Annotated in this window: 17 protein-coding genes; 10 read left to right on the plus strand and 7 right to left on the minus strand. The window is 63.7% G+C overall.

Features of this window, described 5'->3' with window-relative positions; all coding sequences use genetic code 11:
• Window positions 1-6: 6 nt before the first annotated feature.
• The 7 genes from J4P02_RS26985 (at window position 7) to ykgO (ending at window position 7,217) form a co-directional block, all read left to right on the plus strand.
• Entirely contained in the window at window positions 7-897 is an 891-nt protein-coding gene (locus J4P02_RS26985; RefSeq protein WP_426196110.1) for a LysR substrate-binding domain-containing protein, read from the plus strand.
• A gap of 16 nt (window positions 898-913) precedes the next feature.
• Entirely contained in the window at window positions 914-2,290 is a 1,377-nt protein-coding gene (thrC, locus tag J4P02_RS26990; protein ID WP_426196112.1) for a threonine synthase, read from the plus strand.
• A gap of 22 nt (window positions 2,291-2,312) precedes the next feature.
• The gene (locus J4P02_RS26995; protein WP_426196114.1) at window positions 2,313-2,750 is read left to right on the plus strand and encodes an Lrp/AsnC family transcriptional regulator; all 438 of its coding nucleotides are present in this window, start codon (window positions 2,313-2,315) and stop codon (window positions 2,748-2,750) included.
• 177 nt (window positions 2,751-2,927) lie between these two features.
• Window positions 2,928-3,971 carry a homoserine dehydrogenase gene (locus tag J4P02_RS27000; RefSeq protein ID WP_426196116.1) on the plus strand — a complete coding sequence of 348 codons (1,044 nt, stop codon included), beginning with the start codon at window positions 2,928-2,930 and terminating at the stop codon, window positions 3,969-3,971.
• A 10-nt stretch (window positions 3,972-3,981) separates the two neighbouring features.
• Window positions 3,982-5,388: an aldehyde dehydrogenase family protein gene (locus tag J4P02_RS27005; protein ID WP_426196118.1), complete on the plus strand. Its 1,407-nt coding sequence runs from the start codon at window positions 3,982-3,984 to the stop codon at window positions 5,386-5,388.
• 155 nt (window positions 5,389-5,543) lie between these two features.
• Complete coding sequence (locus J4P02_RS27010) at window positions 5,544-6,773, plus strand: TPM domain-containing protein (protein ID WP_426196120.1); 1,230 nt, start codon at window positions 5,544-5,546, stop codon at window positions 6,771-6,773.
• 297 nt (window positions 6,774-7,070) lie between these two features.
• A complete protein-coding gene (gene ykgO, locus J4P02_RS27015) occupies window positions 7,071-7,217 on the plus strand; it encodes a type B 50S ribosomal protein L36 (protein WP_426196124.1) in 147 nt (48 codons plus the stop codon).
• 81 nt (window positions 7,218-7,298) lie between these two features.
• Here ykgO and J4P02_RS27020 read toward each other — a convergent pair whose 3' ends face one another.
• Both J4P02_RS27020 and pseH read right to left on the minus strand, forming a co-directional pair.
• The gene (locus J4P02_RS27020; protein WP_426196126.1) at window positions 7,299-7,493 is read right to left on the minus strand and encodes a hypothetical protein; all 195 of its coding nucleotides are present in this window, start codon (window positions 7,491-7,493) and stop codon (window positions 7,299-7,301) included.
• 126 nt (window positions 7,494-7,619) lie between these two features.
• The gene (pseH, locus tag J4P02_RS27025) at window positions 7,620-8,168 is read right to left on the minus strand and encodes a UDP-4-amino-4,6-dideoxy-N-acetyl-beta-L-altrosamine N-acetyltransferase (RefSeq protein WP_426196128.1); all 549 of its coding nucleotides are present in this window, start codon (window positions 8,166-8,168) and stop codon (window positions 7,620-7,622) included.
• A 129-nt stretch (window positions 8,169-8,297) separates the two neighbouring features.
• Here pseH and J4P02_RS27030 point away from each other — a divergent pair, with 129 nt between their 5' ends.
• From J4P02_RS27030 to J4P02_RS27040, 3 genes are all read left to right on the plus strand, one after another.
• The gene (locus J4P02_RS27030) at window positions 8,298-9,182 is read left to right on the plus strand and encodes a LysR family transcriptional regulator (RefSeq protein ID WP_426196130.1); all 885 of its coding nucleotides are present in this window, start codon (window positions 8,298-8,300) and stop codon (window positions 9,180-9,182) included.
• A gap of 186 nt (window positions 9,183-9,368) precedes the next feature.
• The gene (locus J4P02_RS27035) at window positions 9,369-10,205 is read left to right on the plus strand and encodes a bifunctional allantoicase/(S)-ureidoglycine aminohydrolase (protein WP_426196132.1); all 837 of its coding nucleotides are present in this window, start codon (window positions 9,369-9,371) and stop codon (window positions 10,203-10,205) included.
• Window positions 10,206-10,399: 194 nt separating this feature from the next.
• Window positions 10,400-11,365 (plus strand): threonine ammonia-lyase, encoded by a 966-nt coding sequence (locus tag J4P02_RS27040; RefSeq protein ID WP_426196134.1) that lies wholly within the window; start codon window positions 10,400-10,402, stop codon window positions 11,363-11,365.
• An 81-nt stretch (window positions 11,366-11,446) separates the two neighbouring features.
• On the opposite strand, the gene J4P02_RS27045 is transcribed toward J4P02_RS27040, so the two are convergent.
• The 5 genes from J4P02_RS27045 to J4P02_RS27065 form a co-directional block, all read right to left on the minus strand.
• The gene (locus J4P02_RS27045) at window positions 11,447-11,584 is read right to left on the minus strand and encodes a PA0050 family protein (protein WP_426196136.1); all 138 of its coding nucleotides are present in this window, start codon (window positions 11,582-11,584) and stop codon (window positions 11,447-11,449) included.
• A 61-nt stretch (window positions 11,585-11,645) separates the two neighbouring features.
• Window positions 11,646-11,786, minus strand: coding sequence for a PA0050 family protein (locus J4P02_RS27050; protein ID WP_426196138.1), 141 nt, complete (start codon window positions 11,784-11,786; stop codon window positions 11,646-11,648).
• 282 nt (window positions 11,787-12,068) lie between these two features.
• The gene (locus J4P02_RS27055) at window positions 12,069-12,605 is read right to left on the minus strand and encodes a hypothetical protein (RefSeq protein ID WP_426196140.1); all 537 of its coding nucleotides are present in this window, start codon (window positions 12,603-12,605) and stop codon (window positions 12,069-12,071) included.
• Between the two features lie 35 nt (window positions 12,606-12,640).
• Entirely contained in the window at window positions 12,641-12,943 is a 303-nt protein-coding gene (locus J4P02_RS27060; RefSeq protein WP_426196142.1) for a DUF2388 domain-containing protein, read from the minus strand.
• A 196-nt stretch (window positions 12,944-13,139) separates the two neighbouring features.
• Window positions 13,140-13,467: flagellar hook-basal body complex protein (locus J4P02_RS27065; protein ID WP_426196144.1), on the minus strand; the 328-nt coding region annotated here is incomplete at its 5' end.

The raw sequence follows: 13,467 nt of genomic DNA on the forward strand, positions 1-13,467 counted from the left end.
CAGGCGATGAAGCAGAAAAGCTTGCCCCCGCTGAACTGGTTGCGTGCCTTCGAGGTGTCGGCCCGCTGCCTGAATTTCACCCACGCCGCCGAGGCGCTGTGCCTCACCCAGGGCGCGGTGAGCCAGCAGATTCGCCAGCTGGAAAGCCACCTCGGGGTGGCGCTGTTCAAGCGCCTGCCCCGGGGCCTGGACCTGACCGAGGAGGGCCGCTCCTACCTGCCGGTGGTGCAAGACGCCATCACCCGGCTGGCGGTGGGCACCAACGAGATCTTCGGCCAGCACCAGCACCGGCCGATCAAGGTGCGTGGCAGCCTGGCGTTCTTCGTCCACTGGCTGGCGCCCAAGCTGGCGGATTTCCAGCAGCGCCACCCGCAGGTGGATATCCGCTACATCAGCAATATCTGGGTCAAGGAGCTGGATGGCGAGGACGACCTGGAAATCCGCTGGGGCCAGGGCCACTGGCCGGGGCTGGTGGCCCAGCGCCTGACCTGGGACACGCTGTTTCCGGTCTGCGCCCCCAGCTTGCTGGCGCGCCTGCCGTTGCAGGTGGCGGACGACCTGGCGCGCCATCAGTTGCTGCATGTGCTGGGCTACGAGGAAGGCTGGGGCTACTGGTTGCAGCGTGCCGGCGCGCTGCAGGTGGATGCTTCCCGCGGCCTGCAATTCGACACCCTGATCTCCACCCTGCGCCTGGCCGAGCTGGGGCAGGGCGTGGCCCTGGCGCGCTCCTCGATGGTGGCCGACATGCTCGCCGACGGGCGCTTGCTGGAGCCTTTCCAGCAGCGCATCGAGGCCAGCGAATCCTTCTACCTGGTGCGCGGCGCCGACGCCGAGCCCCATCCCGATGCGCAAGAGTTCTCCACTTGGCTGGTGGAGCAGGCCCATCGCCACAAATGACTGGCCGGAGCCAAGCATGCGTTATGTAAGTACCCGCAGTGCCACCGAAACGGTGGATTTCGCAACCGTGGTGTTGTCCGGCGTGGCGGCTGATGGCGGGCTCTATGTGCCCGTGGAGCTGCCGTGCTTCAGCCCCCAGGAAATTGCCCATTGGTCGACCCTGGATTACCCCGAGCTGGCCTTCCGGGTGCTCAGTCCGTTTGTGGGCGAGTGCCTGCCCGAGGCGGATTTCAAGGCCCTGCTCAAGCGCGCCTACAGCGGTTTCAGCCATCGTGCGGTGGCGCCGCTGCGGCAGATCGATCGCAACGAATGGCTGCTGGAGCTGTTTCACGGGCCCACGGGTTCGGCCAAGGATTTTGCCGCGCGCCTGCAAGCGCAGTTGGTGGGCTATTTCCTCGAACGCCGGCAGCGCCGCGGGGTGCTGGTAGGGGCGACCAATGGCGACACCGGGCTGGCGGCCATCGAGGCCTTCAAGGGCTGCCCGCACACTCAGCTGCTGGTGGTCTACCCGCAGCACGGCGTGCCCGAGCAGCAGGGGCAGCAGTTGCTGGCGGCGGATTACCCGGGCCTGTGGCGCTTTGCCGTGGCCGGCAGTTTCGATGACTGCCAGACCCTGGTCACCCGGCTGCTGCGGGACTGGCCGTTGGCCGAGCGCGAGGTGATCGGGTTCAACTCCAGCAACTGGGTCGGGGTGATGGCCCAGCTGGTGCTGTATTTCCATGCCGTGCTGCAACTGGGGGGCGGGCAAAGGCCGATCGGCTTCAGTGTGCCGGCGGCCAGTTTTGCCGAGGTGTATGCCGGTTATATCGTGCAGAAGATGGGCCTGCCGATTACCCAGATGATTGTCGCCACCAACCGCAACGACGCGCTGCACCAGTTGTTCCTGAAGAATCAGTACTGCCGCGCCCAGGCCAGCCAGAGCCTGTCGCCGGCCATGGACCTGTCGCTGTTCGCCAACCTCGAGCGCTTTGTCTGGGAGCTCTATGGCCATGACGCGCACGGGGTGGCGGCCTTGATGCAGCGCTTCGAAGACAGCGGCGAGATGAGCCTGGGCAACGAGTTCTGGCTGCAGGCGCGGATGATCATCGACTCCTATGCGGTGAGCGATGAGGAAACCGGTCGGGAAATCGTCAGCCTGTATCGCGATACCGGCTCTGTCATCGACCCGCATGCCGCCACCGGGGTGCTGGCGGCGCGCCTGTACCGCCGCAGCCTGGTGGCGCCGATGGTCACCCTGGGGGAAATCGCCCCGGCCAAGTCGGTGCGCCTGTTGCAGTCGCTGGGCATACCCGGGTTGGCGGTCGAGCCTGTGGCGCCACCGTCAATGCACCAGTGGCAGACCCTGGCCGCGGATGATTGCGCCGCGCTGCGGCACTGCCTGATGGCCCTCTGATGAGCGTTGCTTGGGAGGCTGCATGAAGCGGATTCTGGACCCGCTGGACGAGCGCATTATCGCCGAACTGACCCTCAACGCCCGGGCCGCCCATGCGGAGCTGGCGGCCAAGGTCAACCTGTCGCGCAATGCCGTGCGCCAGCGCATCGAGCGCCTGGAGCGCGATGGTGCGATCCAGGGCTACACCATTCGTGCCGGCCAGGGGCGCGGGCCGGACACGCGGATCAACGCGCTGATTTTCGTCTACCGCTACGACCGCATGCGCGGCGCCGAAGTGTTGCAGGCGCTGCGGCAGATGCCGGAGATCGTCCAGTGCGAAGTGCTCAGCGGTGAATTCGATGTGCTGGTGCGGGTCAGCGCGGCGACACCAGAGCGGGTGCACCGGGTGTGGAACGAGATTGCCGCCTTGCCCGGGGTGGAAAACACCGTGACGTCCTTTGTTCTGTCCGCGGTGATGTAGCGGCCTTGCCCGGGGTGAAGAAGCCAACTGTCGTTGGCTTTTTTTATGCCCGTTCAGCTGGCTCCAGGGCTGGTCAAAATGCTCAAGAAATACAGCAAAACGGCCTATTTCACTGCCCGGGCCCGGCCCCTAACCTTGTGTCCATCAGCTTCTCAACCCGAATGGAACACAATAAAAATGACTGAATACAAGATCGCCCTGGTGGGCTTTGGCGGGGTCAATCGGGCCCTGGCGCAACTGATTGCCGAGCGCAATCAGGCGTGGAAAAAACAGCTGGGCTTCAGCCTGAAAATCGTCGGTGTCAGCGACCTGTTCCTCGGCTCCATCATTGCTCCCCAAGGCCTGGATGCCGGCCTGTTGAGCCGGTTACCCGCAAGCAAGGGCGCCCTGGCGCAACTGCCTGGCGGCCAGGTGGAAGCGCTCAACGAGCAGGTGATCAAGGAGGCTGGCGCCGACATCATCGCCGAGGCCACCTTCACCAACCCGGTGGACGGCGAGCCAGCCACCAGCTTCTGCCGCTGGGCCCTGGAGCAGGGCAAGCACGTGGTGACCACCAACAAGGGCCCGATCGCCCTGCACGGCGCCGAGCTCAAGGCCCTGGCCCAGGGCAACCAGGTGGCCTTCGAATACGAAGGCGCGGTGATGAGCGGCACCCCGGTGATCCGCCTGGCCAAGCAATCCCTGGCCGGCAGCGAATTGCTGGGCTTCGAGGGCATTCTCAATGGCACGTCGAACTTTGTCCTGAGCCGCATGGAAGGGGGCCTGGGCTTTGCCGAAGCGGTGGCCGAGGCCCAGGCCCTGGGTTATGCCGAGGCCGATCCGACAGCGGATGTCGAGGGTTTCGATGTGCGCCTGAAGGTGGTGATCCTGGCTAACGAGCTGCTCGGTGCCCAATTGCAGGTCAGCGATGTCAGCTGCCGCGGCATCTCCGGCCTGACCGCCCAGGACCTGCAGCAGGCCCGGGCCGACGGTGCGTGCTGGAAGCTGATCGGCGCGGCCCGGCGCTTGCCCGACGGCTCGCTGCAGGCCAGTGTCGAACCGCGGCTGCTGCCCCTGGAACACCCACTGGCGGGGATTGGTGGGGCGGTCAATGCCGTGTCGTTCAACACCGGCCTGCTGGGCGCGGTCACGGTTTCCGGGCCGGGGGCCGGGCGCATCGAGACGGCCTTTGCCTTGCTCTCGGACATCATCCATATCCATCAATCGCGCCTCAGCCGCTAGGAGCCTGCCCATGAATTCGCCATGCCTGGCGCTGGTCGCCGAACCCCTTGAAGTACGCAGCCCCTTCGATGGCCGGCTGCTGGGTACGGTGCCCTGCACCGATGCCAGCGCCGTGCCGCAACTGTTGCAGCAGGCCCGGGAGGGCGTACGGGCCTGCGCCGCGCTGCCGCGCTATCGGCGGGCGCAGATCCTGGAACGGGCGGCCTTGAATATCGAGCGTGATGCCGAGCACTTCGCCCGGCTGATCGTCGACGAGGCCGGCAAGACCCTCAAGCAGGCGCAGAAGGAGGTCAAGCGCTGCGTCAACACCCTCAAGCTGTCGGCCGAGGAAGCCCGACGCAATGCCGGGGAAGTGCTGCCCTTCGATGCCTACGAAGGTTCGGAAAACCGCCAGGGCTGGTTCTCCCGGGAGCCCCTGGGGCTGATCCTGGCCATCACCCCCTACAACGACCCGCTGAACCTGGTGGCGCACAAGCTGGGCCCGGCGCTTGCCGGTGGCAACGGGGTGCTGCTCAAGCCCTCGGAGCTGACGCCACTCTCGGCCATCAAGCTGGTGCAGTACCTGCGTGAGGCCGGGTTGCCGGAATCGGTGGTGACCCTGGCCATCGGCGGCGCCGAGCTGGGCCAGGCGCTGGTGGCGGCGCGCGAGGTGCGGATGATTTCCTTCACCGGCGGCTTTGTCACGGGTGAGCGCATCGCCCGCAACGCTGGGCTGAAGAAGCTGGCCATGGACCTGGGCGGCAATGCCCCGGTGATAGTGCTGGCCGACTGCGATCTGCCGGCCACGGTGCAGAGCTGCGTGTCGGGGGCCTTCTGGGCGGCCGGGCAGAATTGCATCGGCACCCAGCGGCTGCTGGTCCAGGCCTCTGTGTATGAGGCGTTTCGCCAGGCCTTTGTCGAGCTGGCCCAGGCCCAGGTCTGTGGCGACCCGCTGGACGACGCCACCGATATCGGGCCGATGATCAGCCTGCAGGCGGCGCAGAATGCCCAGCAGGTGGTCGAGCAGGCCCTGCAGCAGGGCGCGCGGTTGCTTTGCGGGCATCAGCGCCAGGGTTCCTGCTACTCCGCCACGGTGCTGGAGCATGTCGACCACGGCAGCCGCCTGTGGCAGGACGAGGTGTTCGCTCCGGTGGTGGTGTTGCAGCCGTTCAGCGACCTGGACGAAGCCATCGCCTTGGCCAACCAGCCCGAGTACAGCCTGCACGCCGGGATTTTCACCAACGACCTGGGCCAGGCCCTGGACGCCGCGCGGCGCATCGAGGCGGGTGGGGTGATGATCAACGATTCCTCCGACTACCGTTTCGATGCCATGCCTTTCGGTGGCTTCAAGTACGGCAGCCTGGGCCGCGAAGGCGTGCGTTTCGCCTATGAGGAAATGACCCAGCCCAAGGTGGTGTGCCTGAACCGCCTGGGTTGAGGTGGGCGCGGCAATACGACAGGTCGTCGGGCACCGGGCAGGTTTGGTCACCTGCCCGGTGTTTTTTTCTTGGCATCAGGCAGCGGCCCATCGGCAGCGCCGAGGGCGGTGGTAGAGTTCGCCCCTTGAGAATGAGCGACGCGGGTAGTGGGGCGATGATCAAGCGGTACTGGCAACAAGGACGTGGGCTGTGGCGGGTGTTGTTTATCGGGCTGCTGTTGCCGCTGCTGGCGCTGGCCGAGCCGGCGCCCACTGAAGCCCTGAAACTGACCCTGGACCGGCGGGTGATCGACCTGAGCGGCACCCTGGATGCCGCTACGCAACAGCGCATGGAGCACAAACTGGCGGCCCTGGAGCAGCGGCGCGGGGCGCAGATCGCGGTGATGCTGGTGCCCAACCTGGGCCAGCAGAGCATCGAGGCGCTGGGCAACCAACTGTTTCGCGCCTGGAAACTGGGGCGCAAAGGGGTCGACGACGGCGTCCTGCTGCTGGTGGCAAAGAACGACCGGCAGATGCGCATCGAGGTGGGCTATGGCCTGGAACCGGTGATCACCGACCTGCTGGCCGGGCAGATCATCGCCCAGGACCTGGCCCCGGCCTTTCGCCAGGGGGATTTTGCCGGGGGCATCGATAGTGCCCTGGATCACCTGATTGTGCTGGTGGAGGGTGGTGAGCTGCCGGCGCTGTCGCCGGAGCAGGCAGCGGAAAGGCTGTCGGTGCCGCCCGAAGCCTGGGCCTTGCTGCTGGCCTTTGTCTGCGGCTCGGTGGCGGGGGTGATGCTGGCTGCCGGCTGGGCCTGGCGCCGGGTGCTGTTCGGGGTGCTGCTGTTGACGGTGCTGCTGGTGGCGGTGGTGGGTGGCCGTGAATGGGCGGTTCAACTGTTGCTGGTGCCGCTGTGCATGCTGGTGGGCGGTGCCTTGTTTGCCGGGCTGTGGCAGGCGCGCCCGGTGTTCTATGGGGTGCTGGGGCTGCTGCTGTACAGCGCGCTGCTGGGCCTGATCAGCCAGTACCTGGGCGCCTCGACCTTCCTCTACGGCCTGCTCTGGCCCGCGGGCGTGCTGCTGGTGATCGGCGGGCACTGGTTGTTGTATCGCATGCTGCGCAGTCGCTGGCGCCAGAGCCCCAGGGGCTTCTTCTGGCGCCTGGCGATACTGCTGGTGGTGACCCTGCTGCTGGGCGGGTTGTCTGGCGCCTGGACAGAGCTGGCGCATGGGTGGCGGGTGCTGCCGTTCGCCTATTGCCTGAGCTTCGTGCTGTTTGCCAATGGCGCGAGATGGCGCTGGTCCAGCGCGGGCGGCAGTGGCAGTGGTGGTTCCAGTTCCGGCGGCGGCTTTTCCGGCGGCGGTGGTTCCAGTGGCGGCGGTGGGGCTTCGGGGAGCTGGTGAGGCTGCCTGGAGTTTAAGACCTGTCTGATCGACGCCCGGGCGGGCAGGGCGATAGATTTTCGCCAGTTCGTCCGGCCTTACTGTGTTGAGTGACTGCTCTGGCTAACGGTGCGTTGGGTCGGACGAACTTCCTCCTGTAGAGCCCGCGCCGATTCTGGCGCGGGCTTTTTTATCCGCTACTGCCTTCCTCCGTGCGCCCTGCCTTGATGTACGCCGCCCGGTAATGCGAGTTGATAACTCTTCTCATTGGTAAATGGGATATGTTATTACATTGTTTTTAGCCAAGGAGTCATTGCCATGAAAGTCCTCTCATCCCTCAAGGAAGCCAAGAACCGCCACCGTGACTGCCAGATCGTCAAACGTCGCGGGCGAATCTATGTGATCTGCAAGTCCAATCCACGCTTCAAGGCGCGCCAGGGCGGGGCGAAGAATCGCAAGGGGTAAATGCCAGGCAGCCGGAAGCGTGCGGCTGAGCTTTTCGCCGCCCGCTTTTGGCCCGGTTCAGGCACAGCGCAATGGTTGGTGTCAGTCGTGCAGCAGGCTTGAGCCGTATTGGTTGAAGCTGCTGCCCAGAGCGCTATTGCCATTGACGTTGAGCTTGGTCATGCCGCCACCGAGGCGGCAGTTGTCCGAGTAGCAAGAGTGGGTGGTGGTGGCGGAGCAGGCGCTCAGCAGAACGGTACAGCCCAGCAGCAGTACCTTGAGGCAGTTCAACGTCATTTGCAGAATCTCCAGACCAGGGCCAGGGGGCATCACGAGGTGAGGCTTCAGCTTACGCTGTCATATATTGATACATATTAAAAGCCAGGCAGCGGTAACAAAATAATCATTGCCCGTTACCGATGCTCATTGCTTGAGTCGAGCCATCAAGGGGGCAAGGCTCGGGCGTTTGTCCTGCCATTCTTCCCGGGTGATCCCCAGCAGCACCACGTCGATGCGGTTGCCGTCCTTGAGGATGTTCTGGCGGCGGATGCCCTCTACTTCAAAGCCGAATTTTTGATGCATGCGGATCACCCCAGGGTTGGTTTGCAGCACCTCGCAATTGAGCTTTTCCAGGCCGGCCTGGTTGAAGGCGTAGTCCAGCATCCAGAACTCCAGAAGGCTGCCCAGGCCTTTGCCCTGAACCTTGCTGTCCAGATAGAAAGCCCAATCGGCGGTTTTCTGCCGGTTATTGATGGCGTTCAGAGAGGCGATACCCAGGGCCTGGCCTTGATCCAGTGCGACGAAGACCTGCTGGCGAGGATTGTTCGGCAATGAGCCCAGCCAGTTTGCATGTTCCTGCTCGCTGATTTTATGGGAGGTGTACATGTACCTTCGAACATCTTCCTGATTACGCAGGGTGCGAATGTGAGCCTGGATGGTGGAGTCGGTCTCGAGTAGAGGGATAAATTGCATCCTGGTGTCCTTATAGGATGTATGGGTATTGATGGCGCATGATGGCATATCCATGGCTTCGACGTGGATTTGTCTCCCGCAGCCAGACTCGGTAGAAAGGCTCCATGCATTCAGAAAACAGATACCCCCATGAGTAATATCGACAAACCCAATAGCCGCCTGTTCGACCTCGACCTGTTGCGAGCCATTGTCACGGTGGCCGATTGCGGCAGTTTCACCACCGCTGCGGCGCGCCTGCATTCCACCCAGTCCACGGTCAGCCAGAAGGTCCGGCGCCTGGAGGAGATGGCCGGGCACCGCCTGCTCGAACGCGGTAACCGTGATGTGCTGCCCACCGCTGCCGGCGAGACCCTGCTGGGCTATGCCCGGCGCTTGCTGGCGTTGAACGACGAGATGCTTGAGGCGCTGTCCGGTGCCACGGTGGCGTTGACGGTGCGCATCGGTGTGCCGGACGACTTCGCCGCGGGCCGCACCACCGAGCAACTGGCCGCCTTCAACCGGCGTTACCCCGAGGTCAAGCTGGAGGTCACCAGCGGCATGAGCCGCGACCTGAGCGCCAGCTATGACCGTGGCGAGCTCGACCTGGTGCTGCTCAAACAGCGGCAGAACAGCCGTGAGGCCCTGGCCTGCTGGCCGGAGAAAACCCGCTGGGTGGACAGCGCGAACCACCCTTGCATCGACCTCGATCCGCTGCCGATCGTCACCTTCCCGGCCCGGGGGGTCTATCGCGATGAAATGATCAATGCTCTGGAAACCATAGGCCGGCGCTGGCATATCAGCTTCACCAGTTCCAGCCTCAGCGGCTTGCAGTCGGCCATCGCCGATGGCATGGGCATCGGCCTGTTGCCGCTGCGGGCGGTGACCGCGGGGCACCAGGTGCTGCCCAGAAGCACCGGGTTGCCCTCGGTGGATGTGTTCGAGGTGGCGCTGTTGCACCGCCCGGCGGCCGACCCCATGGTCAAGGAGCTGGCCCGGGTATTGTCACGGGTGCTGGCCCAGGACACTCGGCGTTGAGTCTGTCTGATATTCGATAAATGAATATGCCGGATTTCAGTATTTAATTTGTGCATGATGGCAGCGCTGGATATCGTGGTGCCCAACAGCGCTCGACGTGCGTGCCATGGCGCGTTGAGCCGCCGCTTTGTTCACCCGCCAGGGGCTCCTGCGCGGGGCAGCAAAACAACAATGAGGAGAGACTCCATGTCCACAACCAAGTATTACGCGCCCCACGGCGGACACCCGGCCCAGACCGAGATGCTCACCGACCGCGCGATGTTCACCGAAGCCTACGCGGTGATTCCCAAGGGCGTGATGCGCGATATCGTCACCAGCCACCTGCCGCATTGGGACAACATGCGCATGTGGGTCATCGCCCGTCCGCTGTCGGGTTTTGCCGAGACCTTCTCCCAGTACATCGTCGAAGTCGGCGCCAATGGCGGCAGCGACAAGCCCGAGCAGGACCCGAATGCCGAAGCGGTGCTGTTTGTCGTCGAAGGTGAAGTGCAACTGACCCTGCAAGGCCAGGAGCACACCCTCAAGCCCGGCGGCTATGCCTTCATTCCCCCGGCAGCCGACTGGAAGCTGCGCAACACCAGCGGCACCGAGGCGCGTTTCCACTGGATTCGCAAGCACTACCAGAAGGTCGATGGTGTGCCTTACCCGGAAGCCTTCGTCACCAACGAGCAGGACATCGAGCCGCGGGTGATGCCCGATACCGAGGGCCGTTGGAGCACCACGCGCTTTGTCGACATGAGCGACATGCGCCATGACATGCACGTCAATATCGTCAACTTCGAGCCGGGCGGCGTGATTCCCTTCGCCGAGACCCACGTCATGGAGCACGGCCTCTATGTGCTGGAAGGCAAGGCGGTGTATCGCCTGAACCAGGACTGGGTCGAGGTCGAGGCCGGCGACTTCATGTGGCTGCGCGCCTTCTGCCCGCAGGCCTGCTACTCCGGCGGCCCGGGTCGCTTCCGCTACCTGCTGTACAAGGATGTGAATCGGCAGATGCGCCTGACCCTGAACGCCCCACATTGAGTGGCGGGCCGGCAGGGCAGTGCTAGTGCTGACCTGCCTGGCGACGGGTTGCAACATAACCGGCGAGCGATCGCCGGTTTTTTTTGCCCGGCGATTGGCTCCGCAGCGGCGTTGTCGAAAAATCGTTATTGTGTGACGCGGCTGCTCAGCCAGCCGAGGGAAGGCGATATTCAACTGAAGGAAATCGGTGACGCATGACAGATCTGATTGATGTGCAATCCATAGTTGCGGCGGCGCAGCGCATCGCCGGGGCGGTGCTCCGTACCCCGAGCGTTGCCAGCCCGGTGTTGGCGGAACGGGTGCAACGGCCGGTGTTTCTCAAGCTGGAGAACCTGCAAGTCGGTGGTTCATTCAAGGCCCGTGGCGTGCTCAACAAGTTTTCGATGCTCAAGGATGATCTGCCGGGTGCCAGGTTCGTTGCGGTCAGCGGTGGTAATTTTGGTATTGCCGTCGCCGAGGCGGCCAAGCGCTTTGGCGCCGAGGTGACGCTGATAGTGCCGCAAAGCGCGCCGTCTTCATCGGTGCAGAGAATGCGTGGCGCAGGCGCCACGGTGCTGGTGGAAGACGATGTCTACTCGGCATTCGCCCGGGCCAAGGCCCTGGAGGCCGAGGGTTACCGGGTGCTCGACGATTGCGCCGATACGTTGATTGCCGAGGGCCATGGCACCCTGGCCCTGGAGTTCATCGCCGATTGCCCGACGCTCACCGATGTTTTCGTTGCCGTCGGCGGCGGCGCGATGCTGGCTGGAGTGGCCACGGCGCTGAAAGCCGTCAAGCCGGATATCCGCATCTGGGGCGTGGAGACCCATGGCGCCAGTTCCATGTCCCAGGCGTTGCAGGCGGGCCGGCCAGTGGAGGCACAGATCAGTTCGGTGATCTCGACCCTGGGCGTGCCGATGATCCACCCGCTGATGCTGGGCCATGCGCAACAGTATGTGCAGGGCATGCTGCTGGTGTCCGACCAGGAGGCGATCCAGGGCATGCGCGCCCTGGGGGAAGACGCAGGGCTGTGGGTCGAGCTGGCGTCCGGCACGCTGCTGCCGGCGTTGCTGGCCCACGCATCGAAGCTACCCGAGGAAGCGGTGGTGGGGCTGGTGGTCTGTGGTGGCAACCTGTCTGCGGAGGATATGGGCCGCTGTCTGGAGCAGGTGCGGCACTGAGGGTTGCGACCCTGGCCGATCCTCGCACTTCGCACTGATCGAGCAGGCCCGACGTTAACCGGGCCTGCCAGCTGCGTCAGCTCAAGGGCATTGGCAGGTGGATGGGCCGAACACCGGGCCGCTGCATGGGTCCTTGGATGGGCCGAATACCGGGCACGAGGCCTGGGCCGTCAGGGAGAAACCGCACAGCAGCACTGCAGCCAATAGCATTTTCTTCATTTGCAACCTCCTGGTTATGAGTCGAACGATCCATGTCCCCCGGTCGAGGGTACAGGCTGCATCATGGGCATACGCAGACCGTAGGCCCGAGTACCGGACCTGCGCAGGGGTCGACCCCTGGGCCCAGTACCGCGCAATCCGCCTGCGCGGTCAGCGAGAACATCCACAGCAGCACTGAAGCGGCGAGCATTTTCCTTTTCATATGACCTCCTTGGTTTCGGTTGGCTATGACAGTCCGTGTCGTTCCTTGTATGCAGGCAGAGGCTGCCAGCGCGGGCCGACACAGGCCCAGGGCAAGTCGCATGCCGCAGGGCGTGAACAGCAAAGACCATTGCTGGTGATTGCGCCAGTGTGGTGGATTGTCGCGCCTGATCAGGCATCAATAATTCAAGTGTTTCGCTGAGGTTCTGCGCAAGGAGGTCGAGCAGAGCCTGGACTGCAAAAAGTCCCCGATGGATTCTGACCGCTCACAGACAGAGGGTGCCTACCAGCCGCCGGGGAACCACAGGCGGGCGAGTTTCACGGTCACTCGTAGGCTGACCTGGCCTTCATTGCACTGTGCCTCCTGCTCCTCGAGGGTTGCCGGTTTTTGCCCGCGAGGCTTGGCTGCCAGTCCTTTGCTGTAGGTTTCGGCAAATTCAGGGCTGGCGTCCTTGGCCAACTGCATGGCTTTGGCGTAGTCCGCTTCAAGATCGTCTGGAAGTGAGCCACAGGCCAGTTTGGCCTGCTGGTAGCGCACGGCGTACATATGGCCGTCTGTGGGGGGCTGCTCGCTGGCGTAGAGGGAGGGCGTGATAAGCATCGCGGCGAGTAGAAGGCGTCCGTGCGTGGCGGGCTCTGGTTTGGGGGAATGAGAGGTGGTGATGATACGTGAACCACCTGCTTTTTTGAGCCTTGCCCGTTCATGCCTGCCGACAGGATCAGGTTTATTGATCGCCACCGCCTGCTGCTGTGCACTGATCCACGAGGGGGCAACTGGCTGATCACAGGCAGAGCAGGGGGGAAGTTGTGAACTGTCCATGAAGGCCGCTGCAGATGATGCGCGGAGGGCAGCCCTCAGAACGACGTTGCGATTGCCTGAGCCAACTGCTTATCAGTCATGTACGGCTGGCCATAGGCCGAGTGGTAGTAGCGAACGGCTTGCTCGAATTGCGCCCCGCGGATCTGCCCATCCGAGCCGATGAACGCAAGGGCGTCGGTCTTTGCCGATTTCATGCTGGCAGGTCCATAGACAGTCAGTGCGGTGGTTCCGCTAACGATCAGGAGGGGAGCAATGGTCGTGATGAACATCGCTTTTTCGACGGGATCATTGTTTTCGTGCGCCACCGCTGGAGCGCTGGCCAATGCCAGCAAGATCACACCCAGTGTCCTTATTGAATCCATTCTCGACTGCTTCCTGCCGTCTGGTTGAGGGGCGCCACCATAACAGGGAAGCGGCGAGGCTGACACAAGAAGCCCGGCGCTATTCATTGGGTTCCGGGGTCTATCTTTCTGCAACCCCTGCTTTCAAAAAGCCCCTTGAGGCAGGGGCTTTTTGTTGATCGACATCAGCGAATCATCGGCCCATCTGGATGATGGTCTGCATGATGGTGCTCTGGGTGGAAATGGTCTTGGCGTTCGCCTGATAGTTGCTCTGGGCCTTGATCAGGTTCACCAACTCGTTGGTCAGGTTGACGTTGGACTCTTCCAGGGAGTTGGACTTGACAGCCCCCAGGGTGCCGGTCTTCGGCGCGTCATAACCTGGAATGCCGGAGGCGTAGGTTTCTTTCCACTGGGTGCCGCCCACTGGCTGCAGGCCCTGCTCGTTGGTGAAGCTGGCCAGGGAAATCTGGCCGATCGGCTTGGTCTGCTCGTTGCTGAAGTTGGCCAGCATCACGCCGGTG

Origin of the sequence: Pseudomonas sp. NFXW11 (assembly GCF_049887815.1) — a bacterium.
Lineage (GTDB): Bacteria > Pseudomonadota > Gammaproteobacteria > Pseudomonadales > Pseudomonadaceae > Aquipseudomonas.